This is a genomic window from Solimonas sp. SE-A11 (assembly GCF_030345715.1).
Taxonomy (GTDB): Bacteria; Pseudomonadota; Gammaproteobacteria; order Nevskiales; family Nevskiaceae; genus Solimonas_A.
The window spans coordinates 13,869-37,732 of the sequence record NZ_JAUASX010000026.1 but is presented as its reverse complement, the minus strand read 5'-3'; the positions used below and the strand labels follow the sequence as shown (position 1 = coordinate 37,732).

The window sequence follows — 23,864 nt, the reverse complement described above, 5'->3', positions numbered from 1 at the left end:
GGCAGCCGGACGGGCACAGGATCGGAGCGGTGAGACCTCAGTCGGCGCCGGTCTGCTCGAGTCGCGCCCGGGCTTCCTTCTTGCCGATACCGCGCAAGCCGGCGATGGCCGCCACCTGGGACTGCCGCGGCAGCGTCTTCTCGGCCTCCCAGTTGTAGACCGATTGGGCCGTCACACCGATCAGCTTGCCCAGTTCCTCGGCGCTGAGGTCCAGGCGCGTGCGCAGGGAGCGCAGGCCCTTGGCCGAATACCGGTGCTTCTCCCCACCCTCATCCGCCACGGGCGCGGCGGCCGCGGCCTTGCCGGCCTGCTTGCGCAGGGCCGCCAGCTCGCGCTCCAGCGCCTGTACCTGCTTCTTCAGGGATGCCAGCTGCTGGCGGTGTGAAAGGCTTGCCGCCTGCAGCGGAGCCAGGCTCTGGCGCAGGGTCTTGCGGGACAGGCGGACGATCTCGGTCTTCAGCAGGGCAGCGACGTTGGGCATGGCTGGGAATGATCTAAGGGGGGAGTGTCAGTATGCCTGACTCAGTCGTCAGGTCAGGTGAACGATCCTACGGTCAGATGCCGCAGGAGGGGTGGCCGGCTGGACAGCGCGGTAAGGACATGCTGGGATTCGTGGCTCTTTTGACCTCCCGCCGGACGATGTCCGCTCGACCGATTCCCGCGGTCAGCCTGCTGCTGGCGCTGTTCTGCACCGCCTGCGCCAGCCTGCACCCGCCCGCACCAGCACCTGCCGCGGAGCCACCCGGCAACACCGCCCTGCCCGACCTGGCGACGCTCTCCTACAACCAGATCGCCAACCGCTACCTGCTGCCGCTGTATAAGCAGATCGCGCCGCTGGAGGTCTACTGCGGCTGCGCTTTCGACCCCGGCACCAAGGCCGTGGACCCGGCCGCCTGCGGCTTCGAGCCGGATCGCCCCTGGGGCGACGACACCTCGCGCGGCCACCGCATCGAATGGGAGCACGTGGTGCCGGCCTCGCGTATGGTGGAGACGCTGGGCTGCGGCAGCCGGGCAGCCTGCCGCGCGCTGGAGCCTTTCCGCCTGGCAGAAAACGATCCCTACAACCTGTTGCCGGCACTGGGCGCGCTCAACGCGCGGCGCAGCAACCACCCCTATGCCGAGATTCCCGGCGAGGCACGCGCCTACGGCCGCTGCGACTTCGAGTTGCAGGAATGGCGCGAGCCTGGGCATCGCCGTGCACGCGTGGAACCGCCGGAGGACATCAAGGGCGACATCGCCCGCATCTCGCTGTACTACTCGCAGCGCTTCGGCCTCCGGTTCAGCGACGCCGAGCTGCAGCAGTTCCAGGCCTGGAGCACGGCCGACCCGGTGAGCGCCGAGGAACGCGCCCGCGCCGCCTGGATCCGGCGCAACGTCACCGGCTGGGCAAATCCCTTCGTGGAGTAGGGCCTAGCCTGGCCGAAAATCCGGCAGCATCGCAGCGACTGCGGCAGCGTTGACAGGCCCTAGGCGGTGCGTCCGCAGTGCAGGTTCGCCGGCACCGCGATGTCCATCATCTTCGGGTCCGGCAGGTTCAGCGCGCGCATCAGCTCCACGTACTGCTCGCGTGTCTTGCCGGCCAGGCGCGGGTTGTGGCGCTTCTCCTCGCCGATGGACGAGCTCGTCCAGCCCTTGTAGTCGTGCGCGGGGTAGACCTGCGTCTCGTCGGGCAGGCGGAACAGCACCTCGATGATGGAATGCCAGGAGTCCTCGGGATTGCCGTTCTGGAAATCGGTACGGCCGCTGCCGCGGATCAGCAGCACGTCGCCGGTGAACACCGCCTGCGGGCGCTCCGGGCGCAGCACGAAGCTGAAGCTCTCGTCGGTGTGGCCCGGAGTGTAGCGCGCCTGCAGGCGCAGGCCTTCCAGCTCCAGGATGTCGCCGTCGCGCACGCTCTGCGTGACGCATTCGGCGCGGCTGCGGTCGCCCATGATGGTGACGCAGCCGGTGGCGTCGCGCAGGTCGCCCAGCGCGGTGATGTGATCGGCGTGGGTATGGGTATCGATGGCGCGCAGCAGTCGCAGGTCCAGCTCGCGGATCGCCTGCAGGTACTGCTCCGCCTGCTCCTTCACCGGATCGATGATCAATGCCTCGCGGCCGATGCCCGAGGCAAACAGATAGGTATAGGTGCTGGATTCGGGTTCGAAGAACTGCCTGAACAACATGCGCTCCTCCCTGCTCATGCCACGGCCCGCCGGATCATCACCACGCCCACCGCCAGCATCGCCACGGCGAAGCCGCCCTGCAGCGCCGGGCCGGCGATGCGCGGCGCCAGCAGCCGCCCGCCCAGCATGCCGAGCAGCGCACCGCCGACGAAGGGCAGCGCCGCCGCCCACGGCAACGCGTGGCCCAGCGCCAGTGCGCCCATCACCGCCGCGGCGCTGGTCAGCGCAATGGCCAGCAGCGAGGTGGCGATGGCCGAGTGCATCGACAGCGGCGTGGCGGCGCGCAGGGCCGGCACGATGACGAAACCGCCGCCCACGCCGAGCAGGCCGGACAGCAGGCCGGTGACGGCACCGATACCGCCAATCAGGGCCGCACAGGGCAGCGTCCACATCAGCCGGCCGGTCTGCGCATGCAGGCCGCACAGCGGCCCGCCGGCCTCGGCACCGTCGCCGGCCACCGTGGCACGCACGATGCGCGCCTCCGCCGGCGCACGCCGCGCCTGCAGCAGCATGCGCAGCGCCACCAGCACCAGCACGGCGGCGAACAGCAGCGAAAGGAAAGGAGCCAGCAGGCGTGGCGCAGCCCACAGACCCAGCGGCGCGGTGCAGGCGCCGGCCAGCGCCATCAGGATCGCGGCGCGGTAGCGCACATAGGCCACGTTCCAGGCCACCGCCGTGCCGAAAGCAGCCGCGGCGCAAACCGCCAGCAGGGCCACCGGCACCGCGTCGGCCAGGCTCCAGCCCAGGCCCAGTACCAGCAGCGGCACGGCGAAGATCGAGCCGCCGGCACCCGTCAGCCCCAGCACCAGGCCCGCCACCACGCCCAGCAGCATGCTCATGCGTCCATCGTCTCCCGGATGTCCCGCCCGAGTGTAAGCCGCAGCCTTGCAGCGAGCTTAGAATTTTTCGGCGCCCCGCGCGGTCCATGAAGACCCGACCTCAGAGGACTGCCATGTCGCCCTACTCCCGCCAGCACCAGGCCCTCGCCCTGGTCGCCTGCCTGCTGCTTACCGGCCTCGCCGCCGCCCTGGGGGCCGTCGCCTCGGCCAACGCCGCGAGCTTCTATGCGCAATTGAGCCAACCATCGTGGGCCCCACCCGCCTCGGTCTTCGGCCCGGTCTGGACGCTGCTGTACCTGCTCATGGGGATCGCCGCCTGGCTGGCCTGGCGTGTCGGGCCGCGCCCGGGTCGGCGGCGGGCGCTGGGCCTGTTCAGCGCACAACTGGCCGTCAATGCGCTATGGAGCTGGCTGTTCTTCGCCTGGCATCGCGGAGCGTTCGCCCTGGCCGACATCCTGTTGCTCTGCATCCTGCTGGTGGCTACGCTGCTGGCGTTCTGGCGCCAGCGTCCGCTGGCCGGCGCCCTGCTGCTGCCCTATCTCGCCTGGGTCGCCTTCGCCGCCGCGCTCAATGCCGCGATCTGGTCGCTCAATCCCCAGCTCCTGTCCTAGGCGCGCCGACCCTGGGCATGCGGTTTGCCGTCCACCAGGCAGACCTGCCGGGAGCCACCATGCCCACTCCGATCACCGCTCATGAACCCACCGCCGACGAAACGCCGGACAGCCCACGCTTCGTATGGATGTGCCTGCTGTTCGTCGCCATCGCGTCCCTGCATGGCGTGGCCCGGCTCGCCTCGGTCCTGATGCCCCCTGGCCCTGCCAGGAAGCCGCCTCCGCCCAGGCCTTGAACGCTCAGGGCAGCGGCTGCGCGCTGCGTCGGAACTCCACGGGCGGCAGCTTCAGCATCTGGCGGTACTTGGTAACCGTTCGCCGGGCGATGGGCACGCCCATCTCCTGCAGCCGTGCGGCAAGGTCGACATCGGACAGGGGCGCATCGGCTGCTTCTGCCCCGATCAGTTCGCGGATCATCTCGCGCACCGCGCCAGCACTGCAGCGCGCACGCGGGCTCGACAGCTCCCGCGTGAAAAAATGGCGGAACTCGAAGCAGCCCAGCGGCGTCGCCATGTACTTGTTGCTGCAGGCGCGCGAGACGGTGGACTCGTGGCAGTCCAGCTCGCGCGCCACCTCGCGGGCCAGCAAGGGCTGCAGGCCAATCTCGCCCGCGGAAAAGAACCCCTGCTGCCGCGCGACGATGCAACGAGCCACGCGCAGGATGGTGTCCTGCCGCTGCTGCAGGTTGCGCAGCAGCCAGCGCGCCTCGCGCAGCTGCCCCGCCATGCCGGGATACTCGCCGCGCCGGCGGCCCTGGCGGAACATCTGCACGTAGTCCTGGTTGAGGCAGGCGCCCGGACGCAGTGCCGGGTTGGGCACCACCTCGAAGCGGCCATCCTGTTCCTGCACCAGGACGTCCGGGGTCACGTAGTCCCCAGCCGAGGGCAACCCGCTGCGGGCGGGGCTGGGGTCCAGCTGGCGGATCAGGCGCAGCGCCGCGCGCAACGAGGCCTCGCTGCAATCCAGGCGCTGCTGCAACCCCCGGAAGTCACGGCGCGACAGCAACTCCATCTGCTGCCGCAGGATGCGCCGCGCCAGGGCATGCGCGGCGGTGGGCTGCGGCTCGGCCTCCAGTTGCAGCAGCAGGCACTCCGTCAGCGACCCGGCCGCGACCCCGGCGGGTTCGAAGCTGCGCACCAGCGCGATCGCCTGCCCGATGTCCTGCTGCGTCAGGCCCGGCTGCACCACGGCGACCGGTACGTCCTCGCGCAGGTATCCATCGTCGTCCAGCGTGTCGATCACCAGTTCCGCCGCCAGGTGCTCCCGCTCCGAGCAACGGCTGCCGCAAAGCTGGCGACGCAACTGCTCGCGCAGCCCAGGCTCCTCCGGCAGGCGTTCCATCACGTCCTGCGCGGTGGCGGAGGACGGCGATCGCTCGAAGGCATAACCCTGCAAGGACGGCGTCGGCGCCTCGCGCTCCTCCTCCTGATCGAGGAAGGGATTGCTGGCGGCCGCCTCCCGTAGGGCCTGCTCGAATTCCAGAGAGGACAACTGCAGCAGGTTCATGGCCTGCTGCAGGCGTGGCGACGGCGTCAGGTGCTGTCGCGCCACCAGGGTCATGCTTGTGGTCATCGCGCACATCCTTGTGCATTGCAGGATCAACTCCGACGCAATGCATGTGCCACCCGCCTGGCGCCGTACCGCACCCCGGGCACGCGCGATGCCCTCCCGATCCTGCAAGCAGGCTGCAAGGGCTTCGCCCTGTGGCCCATCCCTTTGCACGCTCCAGGACGCTTCACCCACGACCGCTACCGGCGGGCACCCCGCTTGCTACCTTTTATTTCGCGTGAGCCGCGGCGAGACCCGGCAGAACCTGGGCTCCACCGAGACCGACGGCGACCGCGGCAATCGCAAGGGCCCCAGCGCCCGCCACTAGCCTTTTCAGGCTCACCACAGGAGACATTCCAATGGCAAACCTCAACACCACCACCCCGGTCGTCGGCGGACGCCCCGGCAAGGGCCCTGGTCCGGAAGTCATGGCCGCGGACACGCTGGAGGGCGATCGCGTGGTCAACGCCGCCGGCGAGACCCTGGGCAAGATTCGCGACATCATGATCGACGTGCCCAGCGGACGCGTGGCTTACGCCGTGCTGTCCGTCGGCGGCCTGGCCGGCATCGGTGACAAGCTGTTTGCGATTCCCTGGGCCGCGCTGATTCTGGACGCGGATAACCACTGCTTCGTGCTCAACGTCGACAAGGAGAAGCTGAAGAACGCACCCGGCTTCGACAAGGACCATTGGCCGTCGATGGCCGATCCGCGCTGGGCCAGCACCATCTACGAGTATTACGACACCCCGCCGTACTGGCATTGAGTGAAAAAAAGGGCGCCTGAGGGCGCCCTTTTTCTGACCAAAGCAAGGCCGGCTTACGGCGCCTTGTCCTTGGCGTCCAGCTTCTCGGCATGCTCGCTGTGCGTGCGCAGCGTCGGCAGCGTCTCCGCGGCGAACTTGCGCACGTCCGGATCCTTGGCCTCGTCAGCGGCCTTGGCAAACAGCTTCACGGCCTTGTCATGGCCGTCTTCCATCGCGTCGGCGTAGGCCTCGTCGAAGTCCTTGCCGGACTTGGCGGCCTTCAGCTTCTCCAGCTCCTTGCGATGATCCTTGTCCAGCTCGGCCGGCAGCATCACGCCCTTGGCCAGGGCCAGGGCCTTGAGCTTGGCGTTGGCGGCGCTGTGGTCCGTCACCATGGTCTGGGCAAACTTCTTGATCTCCGGGTCCGTCGCGCGCTTCACCGCGACCTCGCTGGACTGCACCTCGAACAGGCCCGCCACGGCGGCTTTGTCAAAGAACTCCTGGTCCGGTGCCTTGGTCAGCTTCTGTTCGGCCACGGCAGCAAAGGGGAGCAGCAAAGCTGCAGCGAGCATCGCGTAACGTGAATTCCTTTTCATGGTTTCTCCTGGTATGAAACGCGGACGGATGTCCGTTCGGGGTGCCGGGACGCCGCGCCGCTTCAGTGACGCGCGCCCTGGTGCTGGGGTCCTGGAGAGGGGCGGGCCTTTCGGCGAGCCTTCTCGCCGGCCTCGTCCAGGGAATGGGTCTGCTTCAGGGGGCCGCTCTTGTCGGCCAGCTGGCCCAGGCGCTGGTAGAAGCGGTGCAGCGTCTGCAGCTCCTCCTCGCCCAGGTCTTCCACACTGATCAGGTGATTGCTGGCTTCGCGATGCGAAGCCAGCAACTCGTTGAGCTTCAGGTGCAGGGCTTCGGTCTGCTTGTTCTGGGAATGCTGGATCAGGAACACCATCAGGAAGGTCACGATGGTGGTGCCGGTATTGATGGTGAGCTGCCACTTCTCGCCGAAGCCGAACACCGGCCCCATGGCCGCCCACAGCAGCACGGCACCCGCCGCCGCCACGAAGGCCACCGATCCGCCGAAGATGCGGTTGGCGCCATCGGCAAAGCGGTCGAAGAGATCAATGCGCATCAGGTGCCGTGCCATGAGCGCCCTCCACGATGACGCCTTCGGCTTGCTGCGCAGCCACATCCGCCGCATGCACCCGGCCGCAACTGGCGAACAGCGCCGGCAATACGGCCAGCGTCAGTGTCATCAAGCCCCGAATCATCGACTCCATTGCAAGCTCCCGCGCCGGTCCGGCCTGCGCTGCATATCGCCAGACCCGTGCCAGCCGCCTCCACGTCCGGCCACCGCTTTCAGTTCAGCGCGCAGGTGCCCGATTTTTCTCGGAGTAATGCGGATCTTTGCGGGCGGGACGGTCCCGCCGCATTGCCACTGCCGCCATGCGTTACGCATGCCCCCGCGTGTGCGGCATTGCGCATTCCCGCCCGGACATTCCGTCAGGCCGGCCTACCCGCGGCAGGCATGAGGCTTGCCGTCAAGCTCAGGCCACTTTCAGACAAGGAGCTGAACATGACCAGCAAGATTCCTTCGATGCATCCCCCGGAATCCTCCACGGACAAGAAGGCATCCCGGCAGCGTTCGCCGGTAGCCGAGGCCGTGAGCCTGACCAAGATGACTGTGCGCGCCGGCAGCGACATGCGCCATGTCCTGAATACGCTGCTGAGCCTCAAGCCGCAGGCGATCGAGAAGCTCACCCCGGCGGAGGCCCGCCAGGAACCCACCGTCACCGATGCCATGATCAAGTACCTCGAAGGCAAGGGCCGCGAGACCTCGCCCGAAAAGCGGGTGCCCGGCGTCAGCGCGCGTGACATCGTGGTCGATTGCGCCACCAGCAGCCTGCCGGCCACTGTGTACACACCAGAAGGCCAGGGTCCGTTCCCGCTGATCGTCTACTACCACGGTGGCGGCTTCGTGATCGCCGACCGCAAGGTCTACGACGGCGGCGCGCGGGGCCTGGCCAGCCAGGCCCGCGCCGTGGTGATCTCCGCCGATTACCGCCAGGCGCCGGAGCATAAGTTCCCCGCGGCGCACGACGACGCCTGGGCGGTCTACGAATGGGCGGCCACCCATGGCGCCGCCTTAGGCGGCGATCCGCGGCGCATCGCGCTGGCCGGCGAGAGTGCCGGCGGCAACCTGGCGCTGGCCACCGCGCTGGCCGCCGCCAAGGTCGGCCTGTCGGTGCCACGGCACGTGCTGGCGGTATATCCGGTCACGCAGCCGGACATCCACACGCATTCCTACGACAAATATGCCGACGCCAAGCCGCTGAACCGGCCGATGATGCAATGGTTCGTCGGCCACTACATCAGCTCGCCCACCGACACCCGCGACTGGCGCCTGGACCTGGCACACGCCGACCTGCAGGGCCTGCCGCCGGTGACCCTGATCAACGCCGAGATCGATCCGCTGCTGGATGACGGCGCCATGATGGAGCAGGCCCTTCGGGAGGCTGGCGTGCCGGTGGAACGCCGCGTCTACAAGGGCGTGGCCCATGAATTCTTCGGCGCCGCAGTCGTCATCAGGAAGGCCGCCGAGGCCCAGGCCTACGCCGCGCAGCGGCTCAACGCCGACCTGCGCGATTCGCGCTTCCACTGATGCTCCAGACCGGGAGGCCCACCATGAAGACCGATTCCGGCTCGACCGAATCCCTGTGGATGCAGAGCGCGCGAATGCCCCGGGGCGACACGCTGCAGGAGGACCTGCACACCGGCGTATGCGTTGTCGGCGCCGGCATCTCCGGCCTGACGACCGCCTACCTGCTGGCCTGCGAGGGCAAGTCCGTGGTGGTACTGGACGACGGCAACATCGGCGGCGGCGAGACTTCTCGCACCACCGGCCATCTCGCCACCGGCTTGGACGACCGCTACCACCGCCTGGAGAAATACCACGGCGAGAGCGGTGCCCGGCTGGCGGCCGAGAGCCATGCCCATGCGATCGATCGCATCGAGCAAATCTGCCGCAGCGAAAACATCGACTGCGACTTCCGCCGCGTCGACGGCTACCTCTTCGTGCCCCCGGGGGAATCCGACCGGGAACTGTTCCGAGAAATGGAGGCCGCCCAGCGTGCCGGCCTCAGCGACGTGGAACTGGTTACGCGCATGCCGGTGGACTCCTACGACTTCGGCCCGGCGCTGCGCTTTCCGCGGCAGGCCCGCTTCCACGCCCTGCGCTACCTCAACGGCCTCGCCGCCCTCGTGATCGAACGCGGCGGCCGCATCCACACCGGCAGCTTCGTGGAGCGCATCGAGGACGGGGAGCCGGTGCAGATCAGCGTTGCCGGCGGCTATACCGTAACCGCGGCCGACGTCGTGGTGGCCACCAACAGTCCGGTCAACAACCTGTTCACGCCGCATACCAAGCAGGCGGCCTACCGCAGCTACGTCATCGTGCTGCGTATCCCCGCCGGCTGGCTGCCGGACCTGCTCGCCTGGGACACGCCCGATCCTTACCACTACCTGCGCAAGGCGCGCAGCGAGAATCCCGAGTGGGACCTGCTGATCGTCGGCGGCGAGGACCACAAGACCGGGCAATCCGGCGGCCAGGGCGACGCACCGTTCCAGCGTCTGGAGCGCTGGGCGCGCGAACGCTTTCCCATGGCCTCGGAACTGGTGGCCGCCTGGTCCGGCCAGGTGGTGGAGCCCGTGGATGGGCTCGCCTACATCGGCCGCAACCCGCACGACGAACACGGCTACGTGGCCACGGGCGATTCCGGCAACGGCCTGACCCACGGCACTATCGCCGGCCTGCTGATCACCGACCTGATCCAGGGCCGCGACAATCCCTGGGCGCGCCTCTACGATCCCGGGCGCGTACCGCTACGGGCCGCCGCCGAGTTCGCGCGGGAGAACCTCAACGTGGCGGCGCAATACGCCGATCTTTTCGCCAGCGCGGAGCTCAGCGGCTCGGAGGAACTGCAACCGGGCCAGGGCGCGATCCTGCGGCGCGGCCTGCAGCAGATCGCCGCCTACCGCGACGACGAGGGCCTGCTGCATGAGCACTCCGCGCTGTGCACCCACCTGGGCTGCGTGGTGGAGTGGAACGGCACGGAGAAAACCTGGGACTGCCCCTGCCATGGCTCGCGCTTCGACAAGTGCGACGGCCACGTCATCAACGGACCTGCCGCGAGCGGATTGGCCAACGTGCTGGAGGGACCGCGCTGCGATCGACCGCCGCTGGAAGAGCGCGGCGACGCCCGGCCGCACCGGCACTGAGCGTGCAGCGCCGGCCCTGGCCTTCAGGCCAGCGCCGGTCGGGCGCAGACCTCATCGGTGATGGCGACGATGTGCTCGATCAACTCCCCGCGCAGCACCGCAGGGCCGTGGCCATGGGTCTTCCATCCATCCGGCGTGACCCAGTCCTGCATCAGCGACTGCATGCGACGCAGCCGCTCGGACAACTGGCGATGATCGGGATAGGCCTCGTCGAAGCGGTGAGCGATCGCCACGGCCCGCTCCATGGCGGCATCGCCGGCTCCAGGCTCGGCCTTGGCCATACGGTACAACCAGTCGCACAAGGATGCAGCTTCCTGCTCGTCCATGGAGGGCTCCCCTGTTGGTGCCGGCCAAAATATGCCCCCCGGACGGCAGGGCTGACAAGGGACGATTTCCTACACGCATCCTCCGCCGAGCCAGCCGGCTTTCGCTCGGAAATCGTTTTCCTTCAATTCCATAAAGCTCATCGATTCAATGTCTTTCGCATTGAATCGATCAGGATGCAGGGCGAAATCCGGTTCATTTGGAATTCACTGCATTTCGCCTACCCTGACTCCAGCCCGATCGGTGACCGCGCCCCATCCGGCGCCCAGGAAAGGAGGTTGGGAACATGAAGAAGGCACTGGCGGCTGCCATCGCGCGCCCTACCCTGCTGGCCACGCTGGGCGAAGCCCGCTGCGTCGCCGAACTGAGCCGCTATCTCGCGCTGTCCGAGCGTCGGCTGGTGGCCGATGCCCCGCATGGCGACGGCCGCCCCATCCTCGTCATTCCCGGCTTCCTCTGCAGCGATCTGTCGACCTGGGCCCTGCGCCGCTTCCTGCGCAAGGTCGGCTACCGCAGCTTCGCCTGGAAACAGGGCGTCAACTGGGGCCCCAAGCCCGGCGTCCGCACCCGCCTGCTGCACCGCGTGCATGAGCTGAGTGAGCGTTGCGGCCAGCCCGTGACGATCATCGGCTGGAGCCTGGGTGGCTTCTACGCCCGCGAGCTGGCCTGCATCCGCCCCGACCTGATCCGCGAGATCATCACCCTGGGCTCGCCGCTGCACGGCACGCCGCAGTCCACCGCGGTGTGGAACGCCTTCCTTTGGCTCAACCGCAAGCACATGCCGCAACTGGCCTGGAGCGAACTGCAGTTCCCGGTGCCCTACGAGGTGCCCTGCCTGTCGATCTTCAGCAAGGGCGACGGCATCGTACCCTGGGAATTCTGCGTGCCGCGCCGCGGGCACTGCGGCGCCCGCATCGAGGTGCGGGGCAGCCATATCGGCCTGGTCGCCAATGGCGAGGTCATGCGCATCCTCGGCCAGCACCTGGGCCAGCCTGCTGCCACCCGGCCGCCACGGCTGGCGGCGCGGCGGCGCATGCGCCGCCCCAAGCTGAACCTCGCCCGTCACTAAGGGCGATCATTCGCAGAAGTCTCCCCTGCTGGCGACCCCAGCGCGCCCTGCCCGCGTAAGCGCTGCCGGGGGATTTAATTTGGCATTTCAAATACCAGAATCTGTCTTGCCGACCGTGTTCCCGGCTTCCTTGGAACTCCGCCCTCTGACCCTTCGCCGCTAGACAGGAGTAGCGACATGAGCCAGAAATCCGGATACAGCAGCGGCCTCGACGAGGCCGCGGTAGAAGCCACGGCGCAGCGTCTCAGCGCCCAGGGCTATCACGAAGTCCATAACGTGGACGATATCTCGCAGCTACAGCCGACGCAGTTCCTGCGCCGGCGCGAATACACCCTGGAGAGGCAAGGCAACGAGGAACCACGTTACTGGCAAGTACTCCGGCGCGCCGAGTAGCACGGAGCGCCTTCATCCGGCTCCGCCGCTTCGGCGGGGTGTTCGCAGATGACCGGGCCACCCTCACGACCGGGCCGGTCACGGCGATAGTAGGACGCAGAGCGCATCCCCGCCTCGCGCCACTGGCGCAGCCCTCTGTCCCCATGAGCTTCGCGCAGCGCTCTCTCCTGGGCGATCATGCCGGGCTCCCCAGTCGGAGCACACGAGCCCGGGGCGCCCTGCGGCGCGACCGCGACGCAGGGCGCGAGAACTGCCCGCAACTGATCTGCGCCGCCAGCAACAGCTCGCGCACGTAATGCCGGGCAAAGCGGCGCAGCAGTTCGGGCGTGGGTCCGTAGAGCTTCCATCCGTCCGGTATCGTCCAGGGCTCCATCACCGCCGCGGCCTTGCGCGCCTTCTCCACCAGCAGCCAGATCGCCGAGGGGCTTTCGAAGCGATGGGTGATCTCGCGGATGCGCTCCAGCGCCGCATCGCCGCTGCCGGGAGCATCATCCAGGATGCGGTCCAGCTCCTCGCACAGCTCCGTTGCTTCATCGGCCAGCATGGCAATCTCCGTTGATCTTTAGATGGCCGCCAGCGACGGCATCGGCGCGGTGACCGGCGTGGTGTGGATGATCATGGTGGACTCGCTGGACTTGCCGGCCGTGTCCGTGGCGATGGCGCGCAGGGTGAAGCTGCCGCCCACGGCGTAGAGCTCTTCCTCGCGCCCGCCCACCGGCACCTGGAAGCGCCCGCAGGATGTGCCCAGCAACTGCAGGCGCGTTCCGGCATAGACCATGCGCGAATCGTCGGAGCGCTCACCTTCGGGAATCGGGATCTCGCGCACCACGTCGAACGGAGCGATCCAGTCGCCAGCGGCCGTAGCGCAGCGGAAGGTGCCCTGTACGCTCAGGCGCAGGCTCGCCACCGCCACGTCGTCCTCGGCGCGTACCATGATCCTGAAGCTGGAGTCCGGACCACCGCGCAGCTCGGGCGATGCCGATACCAAGCGCTGCACCACCTCGCTGCCGGGGCCCGCGCTGCCCCAGGCGATGTCCGGCTTGGAGCGGTCGAACACCAACTGGTCGGCGGCGCTGCAGCTGGCCACCCCTGACAGTGCGACGGCAATGGAAGCGATGAACTGGTTCATTGGGATTCCCCGTGTGATGCGTTCGCCATCGCAAGCGCCGGGCCAGGGAAATGCCGGAACGAAAAATCCGAAAAATCAGGGCACTGCGAAAATCACTCGTCGGCGGGGCCGTGCGTTTTGCAAATGTCCGCGCCTGCCTCCGTCAGAAAGTGCATGCAGGGGCTGCCGGCCGCCTGTGGAGGTGAGCAGGGATCGTCCCGGATGCGGGTGATCATCTCCACTACCGCGGCACTGAGCATGCCGGGCGCCAGGCCGCAGCCATACTGGCGGCAAGCGTCTGCGCAGTGCCCGCGACCATCGCCGGAATCTGCAGGGCACTGTGACGTGCTTCATGCAAACTGCATCGCCCATTTTTCGCTTTCGGGATGTCGCGCACAGAAACATCAAGGGCTTGGCCGCACAATGGGTCTCGGCATGGACATTGCCCTCATGCCCTGCCACGACGCCGAAGGGATCCTCATGAAAACCACCGCACAGCAGCACAACATCCCGTTGCCGCTCACCCTGATGAGCCGGCCGCGTCGCTCGCGCGCCCTGGAGCTCGCCGTGGTGGCCGGTGTCGCCGCACTGCTGCTGGCGGCCACCTTCCATTCGCAGGAGCCGGTCGCCGCGGGCACCACCGCCGCGCCGGTCCTGGCGCGCTGACGAACACGCTGCCCGCTCCTCACGCCGCGATGCGCGGCGCGTGGGCCTCGCAGCAGTAGTGCCCCTCAGGCTCGCGCCCGCGCGGCGCCGACAAGCCCAGCGCACGTTTCGGCGAAATCAACTGACCCGTCAGGCAGACACTGAACTGCCAGAAGAAGCTGCCGCGCCGGAACTGCGCGCGGGCCTGCTTCACCGCACCCGGCAAGCGCCAGCTGCGCAGCCCGGTCACATCCATCCAGGCGCCCACCTGCAGCAGCCCGGCCGTCTCGCCCAGCTCCCAGCGCGGCAGCAGCTGCATGTGGAAATCGATGGCCTCCATCGCCGGCCGCACCCGCTCCCCCGCCCAGCCCCGCTGCAGCAGGAAGTCCCTCATCGCCGCCGAGCTGCTGTAGGTGAAGGCACGGTCCGCGCGGTAGCGCGGCGCTACCAGCCCCAGGTCATGGAACAGGCAGGCCAGCGCCAGTTGCTCGCGGTCGCAGTGCACGCCGAAGCGCTCGGCGTAGCGCAGCGCCAGGAAATGCGTGCGCAGCGTGTGATGGAAGAGCCGGTCGTCGAAGGCGGCGCGCGCCAGCGCGCCCGCCTCGGCAACCACCCGTGTATCGGGCATCTGCGCCCGCAGCAATACGTCCATGATCCAGGCTCGTGCAGTGGAGATTGCACCAGCCTAGGCGCCGCGCTAGCGCGGCGCCTTGATATTTATCAAGCCGCGGCCAGCAGCGGCTTCAGGAAGCCCGCGAACAGCACCAGGAAGCCACCGACCTCACCCACGATCAGCGCCACCATGTAGAGCGTGATCAGCGCGCCCGGCACCGTGCCGCTGCCGAGCCGGTGCGGGCGCCGCAGCTGGTTGTCGGTGTCGCGCAGGATGCCGTGCAGCGCATACATCATCACCGCGGACACGAAGAACACAATCGGCACCGCCACCGCCCAGGCATTCACCACCTCCGGCCAGGCACTGAGCTTGGCGAACTCCGCCAGCACCAGGCAGGCGAAGGCGTACATCAGCGCAGTGCGGTGGCAGATGTCGACATAGACCGGCGCCTGCGCGTCCGGGCTGTTCATCATGCTGCGATATTTCCAGATGCCGGTGAGCAGTCCCGTGATGAAGAACAGGCCGCAGCCGAGCTGGGCGATCTGTACGGCGGTGAGCATGTCTACGGTCCCTTCGTGTCGTTATGGTTGATCGTTATACGCTCAGGCGGCCTGGCGCCGCGAGCGGTAAAAGCTCTTGCCGCAGGCGTTCTGCTGGTGCCAGTAGGCCCGATGCAGCAGCGTCAGCGGCGGAATCCAGAAGCGCGCCTCGTCCAGCGGCGCCGCCGGTGCCTGCGCCCCCAGGCGGATCTCGGCGCTGACGACCCCCGGCCCCTCGGCGGTATTGCGACGAGCCAGCACCTGCCCTGCCGCATCCACGATCTGGGTGGCGCCGACGAACTCGGACTCGTGCGGCACGCTGAGCCGCGTACCCGGCAGCAGCAGGAAGCGGCTCCGGAAACGGCCGCAATGGGAAGCATGCAGCACCGGCACGCCCAAAAGCCTGGCGAACTCCACCGGCGCCTGCTCGGAGAAGCCGCGGTTGATCCGGTGCAGCGGGCGCAACAGCGGCGTCAGCAGCGGCCAGTTCGACGGAATGGTCCACCAGTGGTTGCCGGTCATCGCCAGGCCGATGCGCCCACGCAGCCGCTTCACCGTCTGCGTGCGGATCAGCTCCCAGCACACCGCCGCACCGACACCACCAAGTTCGGTGTCCATGTAGCCATCGTCGCTGCCCGGCTCGTAGAAGCAGTTCTCCCACATGGTCGGCAGGTCCTTGTCGTGGGTGAACCAGCGACCGTCGGGCTGAACGAAGAAATAGGTGTTGTACACGCCCGTGCCGCGGCGCAGCACCATCGAACCGCCGATGTAGCCCCGGTGCCGCTGCGCCAGCTCCAGCATCATCGCCAGCGCCGGGTTGTCGCGCTCGTCCAACGCCTGCCCGTCGAAGGGCTCGTCGTAGTACACCGGCGAAGGGAAGAACTCCGGCAGCGCGACGATCCGCGCACCGGCGGCAAAGGCTTGCTCGGCATAGCCGCGCGCATCGCGCAGGTTGCCGGCGATGTCGCCGGGGCGGCCCTGCAATTGCACGGCGGCAACCGGAACGGGCTCGTTGGAGTTCATGGCGGACGGGGCTCGACTTGGGAAAGGATGCCGCGCAATCTACCCGCCGCCATGCCCCGACACTTGCCCAAACCGGCTGCCGCCCCGCTGATCTGCCTGTGGCCGCAGCGCCTGCTGTTCATCGGCCCGCTGGGCGAGGTGGCGCCGCACCGCCATGCCGCCACCGTGCTGCTGGTGGCGCTGCAGGGCGAGGTGCGCGTGCGTCTTTCCGCCGAGCGCCGCTGGCGCCAGGCGCAGACCGCGCTGGTGCCGGCCGGCTGCATGCACGCGCTGGACCTGCGCGGCGGCATCACCGCGGTCTACTACAACGATCCGCATCGCCCCTACCACCCGGCGATGTCGGCACGCGACTGCGCCGAGCCGTCCTTCGACCCGCCGCCGCTCGCATCGCTCGGCGATGCCCTGCGCCGCTTCCACCAAGCACCGGACGCTCCATCCCTTCTGGAGCCCTGCCTTAATACGGCCCTGGGGCGCTACCCGACACTGCCGACGCTGGACCCGCGCGTGGCCGGCACCATCGGCCTGATGCAGGCCGACCTGGGCGAGAACCTGCCCCTGTCGGCGCTGGCCGAGGCCGCCGCGCTCTCGCCGAGCCGCCTGCAGCACCTGTTCCAGGACCAGACCGGCGTGCCGCTGCGCCGCTTCCGCATCTGGATCCGCTTCCGCCATGCGCTGGAGCGCATCGCCGCCGGTGCCTCGCTGACCACCGCGGCCTTCGACGCCGGCTTCGCCAGCTCCACCCATTTCAGCCACGCCTTCAAGGCCATGTTCGGCGTGTCCCCGGCCAGCGTGCTGGCCGGCGCGCGCGCACCGCGTATCCTGTCCCTGGACTGACCACGAGAACCCCTGCATGCGCGACATCCTGTTCCTGGGCCACGAGGCCGGCCAGCTGCTGAAGGAACGCGGCGAGAAGATCGCCGTGGCCGAGACCTCCGCCGGCGGCCTGATCGCTGCCTGCCTGCTGGCGCAGCCCGGCGCCTCCGCCTATTTCGCCGGCGGCGCCATCACCTATTCCGCGCGCTCCATCCGCGGCCTGGTCGGCATCTCCACCGACGAGATGCGCGAGCGCGGCATCCGCTCCAGCTCGGAGCCCTATGCACAGTGGCTGGCGGAAGCGGTGCGCGCCAAGCACGGCCGCATCGCCTGGGGCCTGGCGGAGACCGGCGCCTCCGGGCCGCAGGGCAATCCCTACGGCGATCCCGCCGGCCATACCTGTCTGGCGGTCCACGGCACGGTGCGGCTCGTGCGCACGCTGCGCACCGGCAGCAGCGACCGCGTGGAGAACATGTGGGCGTTCACCGAGGCGGCGCTGGCACTGCTGGTGGAGGCACTCAAGACGGCACCGCGCTGGGTGAGCCGGGATGGTCCTGGAGTGCCTTGAATGGCACTCCAGGCCGGCGAACGCCCGGCCATGGATGGCCGGGCCGGGGTGAAATGGGCGAGCAGAAGTCTCGCCATGGATGGCCCCCCGGAAGCCGAACCGCTCACACTTCGACAGGCTCAGTGCGAACGGTTCACAGAGAGATCGGCGTGAATCAACTCCGCTCCGCCAGATAGCGCCAGCCTCCCACCACCAGCGGCAGCGCCGTCAGTGCGAAGAACACCCAGTCCAGCGCCGAATCCACCAGCAGCATGCCGATGATGCCGGCGACGCTGAGCAGCGCCATCACCAGGACCCGCTTGAGAACCTGGCTGCGAGCTCCGTCCTTGGAGTTCGCCCCTGCGGGGCCAGCCTTGCGGCTGTCCAAATTCGTTCCAGACGAATTTGTCATGCCGGCACTCCTGCCGGAACCGCCTGGCGCTTGCGGCGGCGGTCCCACCACAGCCAGGCACCGTTGACGGTGATGAACAGCGTCAGCCAGGTGCAGGCGGTCCACAGCAGCTTCAGCGGCAGGCCGCCGTAGTCACCGAAGTGCAGCGGCTGCGACAGCGAGATCGCCTTGATGTAGGCCGGCACCTCCGGAACGATCGGCACCTCGCCGGTCTTGGCGTCCACGATCACCACGCGGAACAGGCGCTCGTCCACGCCCTGGTTGCCCACCAGCAGCGCGGTGTAGTGGCGCGGCGTGGAGAACTCCGTCAGCGGGTAGACCATGGTGCTCACCGTCCAGCCCGCGGGCGCCGCTTCCTGCGCGATGGCATAGGCACGGTCCACGTCCACCGGCGGATGGCGCGCGTCCACCGGCTCCATGCGGTTGGCCTCCTCGCGCAGGTGGCCCAGCTCGGTCATCTGCCAGACACCGATCGCCACCGAGTTGAAGCCCAGCAGGAAGCCCGTCACCGTCACCACCAGCGCCCAGCCCAGCACCACGGCACCGATGAAGTTGTGCAGGTCCAGCTGCAGCAACCGCGAGCCCTTGCCCCGGCGCAGCATGCCGAAGGCGATGCGTCGCACGTAAGGCGCGTAGACCACGATGCCCGACACCAGCGACAGGAACACCAACAATGCGATCAGCGCGCCGATGAGCTCGCCGATCGGGCCGAGGAACCACTCCGCATGCAACTCCAGCAGGAAGCCGGTGAAGGTCATGCCGGGATCGGGATCGCCCACCGGCTGCGCGGTGACCAGGTCGGTGAAGCGCAGCTTGGCGCCCTCGAAGCTCCTGGCCTCCTTGGGACCGGTGACCACCAGCATCACGCCAGGGTGATGCTCCGGGTCCAGGCCGGTGCTGAGCACGCGCTCGTCCGGGTAGGCCGCGAGCACGTTGGCGATGGACTCCGACGCCGGGCGCTGCGGCGTCTCGGCGGCATGCTGCGACACCGGCACCTCGCCCAGGGCCTCTTCGATCTCCTCGTGGAAGATCAGGATCGTGCCGGTGATGCACAGGACCAAGAAGGGGATCGTCGCGATCAGGCTGGTCCAGCGGTGCAACCAGAGATGGAAGCGGAACCAGCGACCTGGCGCATTGGCTTGGTTGCTCATCAGTAGAGGTTCTTCTTGTAGTCGTTCTGCAGGGTCTTGTCCATGAAGCCGGGCACCGCCAGCGCCGTGCGCGCGATGCCGGCCATGATGCCGCCCGATTTGCTGTGCATCACATGCGCCTTGAAGATCGCCGCCGGGTCGATGTCGGCGGCGGCAGGCAGCGCCGGCCAGGGTTGCGCACGCGCCAGCGCGGCACTGTCGTAGGCCTGCAGCAGCGGCTGCTCGATGCAGGTGGCGAGCTTGGGCAGGCGCTCGGCGACGGTGAACAGCGCACGCATCGCCGCATCGGTGGTGAGGCACGCGGTGCCCGACAGCAGCACCATGCGCGACGACCCCGGCACCAGCACCGCCGCGGCCACCCGCGGCTGCGCCAGGATATTGCGGAAGCTGTCGACGCGGCGGTTGCCCGGGCGGTCGGCGAACCAGGCATCGCCGCTGCGCATCTGCAGCATCGCGCCGCGCGGATCACCCTTGGGACTGACATCGGCCTGGCCCTGCTCGTTGATCGTCGCCAACGCCATGAAGCGGCTGGCATCGACAAAGGCCGTCGCGGTATCCGGAATCTCCCCGCCCGGCTCGCCCTTCCAGAACTCCGAGCGGATCAGGGCCTTGGCGCAGTGCAGGTAGCACTCGCGCACCTCGATCTCCACCACGCCTTCCGCCACTGACACGACGCGGCCATTGACGCGCAGCGTCTCGCACAGGCTTGGCGACAGGAACAGGCCGCCAAAGCCCAGGCCCGGTTGCGCCTGGTCCGGGTGATCCAGCAGCGCCAGCGAAATGCGCAGGCGGCGCGCGTCCGGCGCCTGCACGAAGCCCGGCTCGCCGCCGCCGACGGTGATGGCGATGCCGCGTCCATCGCCAAAGGCGGCGAACAGCAGTGGCGAGGTCTGCAGCCAGCGCAGCGAGGCCGCGTCGAGGAAGTCGATCACCTTCAGGTCGCGCGGCCCCGGCACCTTGCCGACCACGGCTTCCAGCGCAGGCAAGGTCTCGATACGCTCAGTCATGGCGGACTCCAGTGGCGGCCGGCGGCAGTTGCGCCTTCAGGCGCGCGATACGCGCCGTGATGCTCTCCTGCTGCTCCGGCGGCAGGCCCGACCACCACTGCCGGACCGCCGAGTTGTCGTAACGCTGCACCCAGCCGTCGTAGCGGCGGACCTGCGCGGCCGGAAAGCCATTGTCCATGCCACGCAGGTAGTGGTCGAAGAAGCCCAGCACGAAGGCATTCGGCGCGCCCACCAGGATCTCGTCCGGCGCGGTGCCGAACATGCCGTCGCGCAGCGGCCGGCGCAGGAACAGGCCGGTGTCGGTCAGCCCGGAGTGCACCGCCCCGCGCAGCACCATGCGGTGGATGTCGGCACGCTGCCCGGCTTGGTCGAAGGCCTCGTAGGAGAAGTCGTTGAAACTGTGCAGCTCGCCCTTTGGCTCCAGGCCCAGCATCCGGTAGAAGCCCGCGAACTCGGCATGGAACATCAGCAGCGGCACCGGCAGATCCACGGCGAAGGTGTTGAAGTGGAAGTCACCGCCGTCGAGATTCACCGCTGCCGCGCAGCGGCGATCCACCAGGCAGAGCGCGGCCGACGTGGTACCGCCGAAGGAGATGCCCATCTCGCCGGTGCGCGAGAAATCACTGGCCGCCACCAGCTCCGCCACGTTCTCCGGCACCTGGCCCGCCTGCAGTCGGTCGTGCACGAACAGGCGATCCGCTAACCACACCCAGGGGCTTTCCACCGCGGCCCGGTTGCGCTCCGTCGCCATATGCTCCGCCGTTGCCAACTGCGCGTCGATACGCTCGTTGAAGTCGGTGGTGGTATAGGCGCGGATCAGGTCGGGCGGGATGCCTTTCTCGAAGGACTCCTGCATGTGCCGGATCAGGCCCGGGTCCATCGGCACCACGCTGCCGTCGGGGAACACCGTGGGCGAGGCATCGCCGGTGTGCTGCACCGAGTAGATCACGTAGCCATGGCTGGCCAGTTCTTCCATCAACGCAGCATTGAGCTGGGCGTATCCGGTGTAGCCGTGGCTGTAGAACAGTGTCGGCAGGCGGCCGCTGCCATTCATCAGCGGCGCATCCTCGTATGAATTCGTGCGGACGTGCTTGAGATAGCCCAGCAGCGGTGGGAAGCCGAGCAGTTCGCCGAATCCCCGCGCCGTGCTTTTCGTCTCCGCTTCGCTGAAATAGCGGCGCGGTTCCGCGCCCGGTGCCGGCGAGGCCGGGTACCAGGCACGCACCAGCAGGCGCCGCGGCTCGCCCGGAGCGGCACCGAAAATGCCCGGCCGCGACGCATCGGCCAACTCGAAGCTGCGCAGCCCGACCTGATACGGCCCCGAGGCCTTCGGCAGCGGCGTGGCGGGGAACAGCCAGGGCAACGCGATGCCCACCGCGCCGGCCAGGCTCAGCAGGCAGCCGAGCAACACAAGGCGGCGGCCTGCCACCAGCGAGCCCAGCAGGAACAGCATACCGGCCACGGCGCCCGCCCCAGCCTGCCAGCGGTCATCACAGACACCCTGGATGCCCGCCGCAACGGTGGCCAAGGCCGACAGCCACAGCAGCGCACGTCGTCCCGGCAGTGCGCGCCACCACCAGGCAGCCACGAACACGGCAATGGCGGCAAACAGGGCCAGGTCGGCAGGCGTCAGCGATTCCATGGGCACAGGCTCAGAACTGGAACGCGAGGCCGCCCATCAGGCGGCGGCCGTAACCCAACGCCGCCACGGGATCACGGCGCAGCGCCGTGGTGGCGGCGTCCAGGCGGTAGTCGCGGTCGGCCAGGTTGCTGCCGTTGAAGAACAGACCGAGCGCTCGGTACTGCCAGCGCACCGACAGGTTGAGCAGGGTGTAGGCGTCGATCTGGTGATTGGCGCCATTGTCGATCTGCGCCGAGGTCGAACCCACGCGCTGCACCTCGGGGCGGATCAGCAGGTTGCGGATCGGCGTCCACTCCAGGGCCACGGTCATGGAGTACTCCGGCGACTTGGGAATCGGATTGCCGCTGTAGTCGCCCGCCGAACTGACGAACTCGATGATCTTGCCATCGACGATGCCCAGGCTACCGACCAGGCGCAGGCTCTCGAAGGGCGAGGCTCCCAGCTCCAGTTCACCGCCACGGATGCGCGAGCGGCCAGCGTTCTCGATGATCTGGCAGGTCAGCGGGCCCACCGGCACCTGCATGTCCTCCCAATCGGTATGGAACAGGTTCACGGCGTAGTGCGTGCGCCAGCCGCCCAGGCGCCCCTTGAGCGACAGCTCGTAGTTGCGCGTGCGCTCCTCGTCGAAGCTGTAGCGCTGCCCGCAAGCCAGATGATAGCCGTCACCACCGGGACGATAACCCTCGGTGTAGGACGCACCGACGAAGCTGTTGTCGAACAACTGGTAGCTGGCCGCAAGCTTCGGCAGCACCGCCGAGAAGCTGCGGCTGACATCGGTCTCGCCGTCCGGCCCCAGGACCCTCGCGCCCTGCAGCAGCAGCACGGCAGCCTCGGCCAGGGGGTTGTCGCCGCCCAGGTCGTTGACCGAGTGTCTGCCGTTGCGCTCGTGGTCCACGCGCAGGCCGGCCGTCAGCGTCAGGCGGTCGCTGGCCTGCCAGTCGAGCTCGCCGAACACGGCCCGGTTCTCGATGCTCGCCGGGCTGTCGGACACCACCGTCACGCCACCCAGCGGCAGTGAGCAGATCAGGCCGACCGGGCAGAAGCCCACCGCATCCAGCAGCGCCGTCAGCGCGGTCAGGCCGGTGGAGTACTCGCCATCCTTGCCGTCGAAGTAGTACAGGCCCAGGGTGCCGCGCCAGGCATCCCCGTTGAAGCTGGCGCGCAGCTCCTGCGAGAAGGAGCGCGAGTCGGCGACCTGCGCGATGTAGCCGTCTTCCCGCTCGGTGTAGTCCACGTCCAGGTGCAGCAGGGTGTGCGAACGGGCCCAGGAACTGACCGAGCGCAGGGTCCAGTCCTCGCCGAACCGCAGGCGCTGGTCCACCGAGTAGAGCTTGGCTTCGCTGTCGATCTCGCTGGGCTCGTTGGCGGTGGCCACGCGTTCCTGCTCGCGTGTCTGCAGTACGTAGCGGTTGCCGATCTTGCGGCGGCTGTAGGCGACGCCCAGCACCACCTCGTAGGGGCCCTCGGCGCCGAATGGCGTCAGCTTGGCGCGCAGGCGCGTTCCATGGCTGCGGTCCCGCGCCCAGTCGTCATCGTCGCGGGTCTGGTTGTAGATCTCGCCGTCGCTGCTGCGGTAGTCGGTGACCAGGCGGATCGCCAGCAGGTCCGGCAGCAGGGTGGTACCGAAGGCCGCGGCGCCCTGCTGCGCGCCATCGTTGCCGAGGCCGAGGCGCCCGCGGAACTCGGGGATGAAGCTGCCCTCCACCTGCGGCTCCACGGTGTTGATGACCACGGCGCCGGCCATGGCGTTGCGGCCCAGGCTGGTGGACTGCGGCCCGCGGAAAATCTCGACCTGGGCAAGGTCGAAGGCCGAGAGATCGGCGAATCCCATCGCCCCACGCGGCAGGCCGACGCCGTCGACCACGATGGTGGTGGCGGTGCCGTAGATCGTGCCGGCGCCGACCAGGCTGGCACCGTAGCTGCCGATACCGCGCATGCTGATCGTGCTGAGCCCCAGCTCGCTGTCGTTCCAGCCGGTGTTGGGCGTGGCACGGATCACGTCGTAGACATCGCGCACCGCGCTGCGCTCGATCTCCGCGCCGGTCTTCACCGCAACGCTGGCCGTGGTGCGCTCCGCTTCACGGGTCAGCAGTTCGCCAGTGACCACGATGGCGGGCAACACCACCGCCGCGGGCGGCGGCTCCGGGGTTGCCGGCACCGGTGCCGGTTCCTGCGCCAGCGGGATCGTCGTCACCGTCTCCGTCGTCGCATCGTCCTGGGCCAGTGCAGCGGTTGTCCCCAGCACGGTCGCCAGCAATGCGGCCCCCCGCAGCATGCTTTGCGCCCCCATGAATCCACCCTTTATTGATAATGATTATCAATTATAAGGGAGCAGGCAGGAATTCGCGCGTCCTGTCCTTTATGATCACATCGCGATTGCCGGGCGCCCAGGAGGGCCCC

Annotated in this window: 29 protein-coding genes; 11 read left to right on the top strand and 18 right to left on the bottom strand. The window is 68.4% G+C overall.

The genetic code is table 11. The features are described from left to right. Positions 1-37 precede the first annotated feature (37 nt). Positions 38-481: a helix-turn-helix transcriptional regulator gene (locus QT386_RS21270; RefSeq protein ID WP_289275763.1), complete on the bottom strand. Its 444-nt coding sequence runs from the start codon at positions 479-481 to the stop codon at positions 38-40. A gap of 158 nt (positions 482-639) precedes the next feature. On the opposite strand from QT386_RS21270, the gene QT386_RS21265 reads away from it, so the two are divergent. Beyond that, positions 640-1,407 (top strand): endonuclease, encoded by a 768-nt coding sequence (locus QT386_RS21265; RefSeq protein WP_289275762.1) that lies wholly within the window; start codon positions 640-642, stop codon positions 1,405-1,407. Positions 1,408-1,466: 59 nt separating this feature from the next. On the opposite strand, the gene QT386_RS21260 is transcribed toward QT386_RS21265, so the two are convergent. Together QT386_RS21260 and QT386_RS21255 are read right to left on the bottom strand one after the other, a co-directional pair. Further along, a complete protein-coding gene (locus QT386_RS21260) occupies positions 1,467-2,165 on the bottom strand; it encodes an MBL fold metallo-hydrolase (RefSeq protein WP_289275761.1) in 699 nt (232 codons plus the stop codon). A 14-nt stretch (positions 2,166-2,179) separates the two neighbouring features. Then, positions 2,180-3,004 (bottom strand): sulfite exporter TauE/SafE family protein, encoded by an 825-nt coding sequence (locus tag QT386_RS21255; protein WP_289275760.1) that lies wholly within the window; start codon positions 3,002-3,004, stop codon positions 2,180-2,182. 113 nt (positions 3,005-3,117) lie between these two features. On the opposite strand from QT386_RS21255, the gene QT386_RS21250 reads away from it, so the two are divergent. Together QT386_RS21250 and QT386_RS21245 are read left to right on the top strand one after the other, a co-directional pair. Beyond that, complete coding sequence (locus QT386_RS21250; RefSeq protein WP_289275759.1) at positions 3,118-3,615, top strand: TspO/MBR family protein; 498 nt, start codon at positions 3,118-3,120, stop codon at positions 3,613-3,615. Between the two features lie 59 nt (positions 3,616-3,674). Then, entirely contained in the window at positions 3,675-3,851 is a 177-nt protein-coding gene (locus tag QT386_RS21245; protein ID WP_289275758.1) for a hypothetical protein, read from the top strand. A gap of 4 nt (positions 3,852-3,855) precedes the next feature. On the opposite strand, the gene rpoN is transcribed toward QT386_RS21245, so the two are convergent. Further along, complete coding sequence (gene rpoN, locus QT386_RS21240; protein ID WP_289275757.1) at positions 3,856-5,187, bottom strand: RNA polymerase factor sigma-54; 1,332 nt, start codon at positions 5,185-5,187, stop codon at positions 3,856-3,858. A 335-nt stretch (positions 5,188-5,522) separates the two neighbouring features. Between rpoN and QT386_RS21235 the strand changes: the two genes are divergently transcribed. Continuing rightward, positions 5,523-5,927, top strand: coding sequence for a PRC-barrel domain-containing protein (locus QT386_RS21235; RefSeq protein WP_289275756.1), 405 nt, complete (start codon positions 5,523-5,525; stop codon positions 5,925-5,927). Between the two features lie 53 nt (positions 5,928-5,980). Here the strand turns inward: QT386_RS21235 and QT386_RS21230 are convergent, their stop codons facing one another. The 3 genes from QT386_RS21230 to QT386_RS21220 all read right to left on the bottom strand — a co-directional run bounded on the left by QT386_RS21230 (position 5,981) and on the right by QT386_RS21220 (position 7,180). Further along, a complete protein-coding gene (locus tag QT386_RS21230; protein WP_289275755.1) occupies positions 5,981-6,502 on the bottom strand; it encodes a DUF4142 domain-containing protein in 522 nt (173 codons plus the stop codon). A 62-nt stretch (positions 6,503-6,564) separates the two neighbouring features. Continuing rightward, entirely contained in the window at positions 6,565-7,047 is a 483-nt protein-coding gene (locus QT386_RS21225; protein WP_289275754.1) for a low affinity iron permease family protein, read from the bottom strand. Then, a complete protein-coding gene (locus tag QT386_RS21220; RefSeq protein ID WP_289275753.1) occupies positions 7,022-7,180 on the bottom strand; it encodes a hypothetical protein in 159 nt (52 codons plus the stop codon). Before QT386_RS21220 ends, QT386_RS21225 begins: the two co-directional genes overlap by 26 nt. A gap of 296 nt (positions 7,181-7,476) precedes the next feature. On the opposite strand from QT386_RS21220, the gene QT386_RS21215 reads away from it, so the two are divergent. Next, positions 7,477-8,562, top strand: coding sequence for an alpha/beta hydrolase (locus QT386_RS21215; protein ID WP_289275752.1), 1,086 nt, complete (start codon positions 7,477-7,479; stop codon positions 8,560-8,562). A 23-nt stretch (positions 8,563-8,585) separates the two neighbouring features. Next, complete coding sequence (locus QT386_RS21210; protein ID WP_289275751.1) at positions 8,586-10,178, top strand: FAD-dependent oxidoreductase; 1,593 nt, start codon at positions 8,586-8,588, stop codon at positions 10,176-10,178. A 23-nt stretch (positions 10,179-10,201) separates the two neighbouring features. Here QT386_RS21210 and QT386_RS21205 read toward each other — a convergent pair whose 3' ends face one another. Then, positions 10,202-10,504 (bottom strand): hypothetical protein, encoded by a 303-nt coding sequence (locus QT386_RS21205; RefSeq protein WP_289275750.1) that lies wholly within the window; start codon positions 10,502-10,504, stop codon positions 10,202-10,204. Between the two features lie 284 nt (positions 10,505-10,788). Here QT386_RS21205 and QT386_RS21200 point away from each other — a divergent pair, with 284 nt between their 5' ends. Together QT386_RS21200 and QT386_RS21195 are read left to right on the top strand one after the other, a co-directional pair. Then, on the top strand, positions 10,789-11,571 hold the full coding sequence (locus QT386_RS21200) for a triacylglycerol lipase (RefSeq protein WP_289275749.1): 783 nt from the start codon (positions 10,789-10,791) through the stop codon (positions 11,569-11,571). A gap of 177 nt (positions 11,572-11,748) precedes the next feature. Continuing rightward, positions 11,749-11,964: a hypothetical protein gene (locus QT386_RS21195; RefSeq protein ID WP_289275748.1), complete on the top strand. Its 216-nt coding sequence runs from the start codon at positions 11,749-11,751 to the stop codon at positions 11,962-11,964. 175 nt (positions 11,965-12,139) lie between these two features. Here the strand turns inward: QT386_RS21195 and QT386_RS21190 are convergent, their stop codons facing one another. Both QT386_RS21190 and QT386_RS21185 read right to left on the bottom strand, forming a co-directional pair. Continuing rightward, the gene (locus tag QT386_RS21190; RefSeq protein WP_289275747.1) at positions 12,140-12,508 is read right to left on the bottom strand and encodes a hypothetical protein; all 369 of its coding nucleotides are present in this window, start codon (positions 12,506-12,508) and stop codon (positions 12,140-12,142) included. 18 nt (positions 12,509-12,526) lie between these two features. Continuing rightward, on the bottom strand, positions 12,527-13,093 hold the full coding sequence (locus QT386_RS21185; RefSeq protein WP_289275746.1) for a hypothetical protein: 567 nt from the start codon (positions 13,091-13,093) through the stop codon (positions 12,527-12,529). 459 nt (positions 13,094-13,552) lie between these two features. Here QT386_RS21185 and QT386_RS21180 point away from each other — a divergent pair, with 459 nt between their 5' ends. After that, positions 13,553-13,738 (top strand): hypothetical protein, encoded by a 186-nt coding sequence (locus QT386_RS21180; RefSeq protein ID WP_289275745.1) that lies wholly within the window; start codon positions 13,553-13,555, stop codon positions 13,736-13,738. A 19-nt stretch (positions 13,739-13,757) separates the two neighbouring features. On the opposite strand, the gene QT386_RS21175 is transcribed toward QT386_RS21180, so the two are convergent. From QT386_RS21175 to QT386_RS21165, 3 genes are all read right to left on the bottom strand, one after another. Then, positions 13,758-14,369, bottom strand: coding sequence for an HD domain-containing protein (locus QT386_RS21175; protein WP_289275744.1), 612 nt, complete (start codon positions 14,367-14,369; stop codon positions 13,758-13,760). A gap of 68 nt (positions 14,370-14,437) precedes the next feature. Beyond that, entirely contained in the window at positions 14,438-14,890 is a 453-nt protein-coding gene (locus tag QT386_RS21170; RefSeq protein ID WP_289275743.1) for a hypothetical protein, read from the bottom strand. A gap of 42 nt (positions 14,891-14,932) precedes the next feature. Continuing rightward, on the bottom strand, positions 14,933-15,892 hold the full coding sequence (locus QT386_RS21165) for a carbon-nitrogen hydrolase family protein (protein WP_289275742.1): 960 nt from the start codon (positions 15,890-15,892) through the stop codon (positions 14,933-14,935). Positions 15,893-15,943: 51 nt separating this feature from the next. On the opposite strand from QT386_RS21165, the gene QT386_RS21160 reads away from it, so the two are divergent. Together QT386_RS21160 and QT386_RS21155 are read left to right on the top strand one after the other, a co-directional pair. Continuing rightward, positions 15,944-16,726 (top strand): helix-turn-helix domain-containing protein, encoded by a 783-nt coding sequence (locus QT386_RS21160; RefSeq protein ID WP_289275741.1) that lies wholly within the window; start codon positions 15,944-15,946, stop codon positions 16,724-16,726. 16 nt (positions 16,727-16,742) lie between these two features. After that, positions 16,743-17,273 carry a CinA family protein gene (locus QT386_RS21155; protein ID WP_289275740.1) on the top strand — a complete coding sequence of 177 codons (531 nt, stop codon included), beginning with the start codon at positions 16,743-16,745 and terminating at the stop codon, positions 17,271-17,273. A gap of 154 nt (positions 17,274-17,427) precedes the next feature. Here QT386_RS21155 and QT386_RS21150 read toward each other — a convergent pair whose 3' ends face one another. From QT386_RS21150 to QT386_RS21130, 5 genes are read right to left on the bottom strand one after another with little or no spacing between them, the layout of a single operon-like run. Next, on the bottom strand, positions 17,428-17,664 hold the full coding sequence (locus tag QT386_RS21150) for a hypothetical protein (protein WP_289275739.1): 237 nt from the start codon (positions 17,662-17,664) through the stop codon (positions 17,428-17,430). Beyond that, entirely contained in the window at positions 17,661-18,815 is a 1,155-nt protein-coding gene (locus QT386_RS21145) for a PepSY domain-containing protein (protein WP_289275738.1), read from the bottom strand. Before QT386_RS21145 ends, QT386_RS21150 begins: the two co-directional genes overlap by 4 nt. After that, on the bottom strand, positions 18,815-19,822 hold the full coding sequence (locus QT386_RS21140) for a pyridoxamine 5'-phosphate oxidase family protein (protein ID WP_289275737.1): 1,008 nt from the start codon (positions 19,820-19,822) through the stop codon (positions 18,815-18,817). Before QT386_RS21140 ends, QT386_RS21145 begins: the two co-directional genes overlap by 1 nt. After that, on the bottom strand, positions 19,815-21,464 hold the full coding sequence (locus QT386_RS21135; protein ID WP_289275736.1) for a hypothetical protein: 1,650 nt from the start codon (positions 21,462-21,464) through the stop codon (positions 19,815-19,817). Before QT386_RS21135 ends, QT386_RS21140 begins: the two co-directional genes overlap by 8 nt. Before the next feature lie 10 nt (positions 21,465-21,474). Further along, the gene (locus tag QT386_RS21130) at positions 21,475-23,754 is read right to left on the bottom strand and encodes a TonB-dependent receptor (RefSeq protein WP_289275735.1); all 2,280 of its coding nucleotides are present in this window, start codon (positions 23,752-23,754) and stop codon (positions 21,475-21,477) included. Positions 23,755-23,864 lie beyond the last annotated feature (110 nt).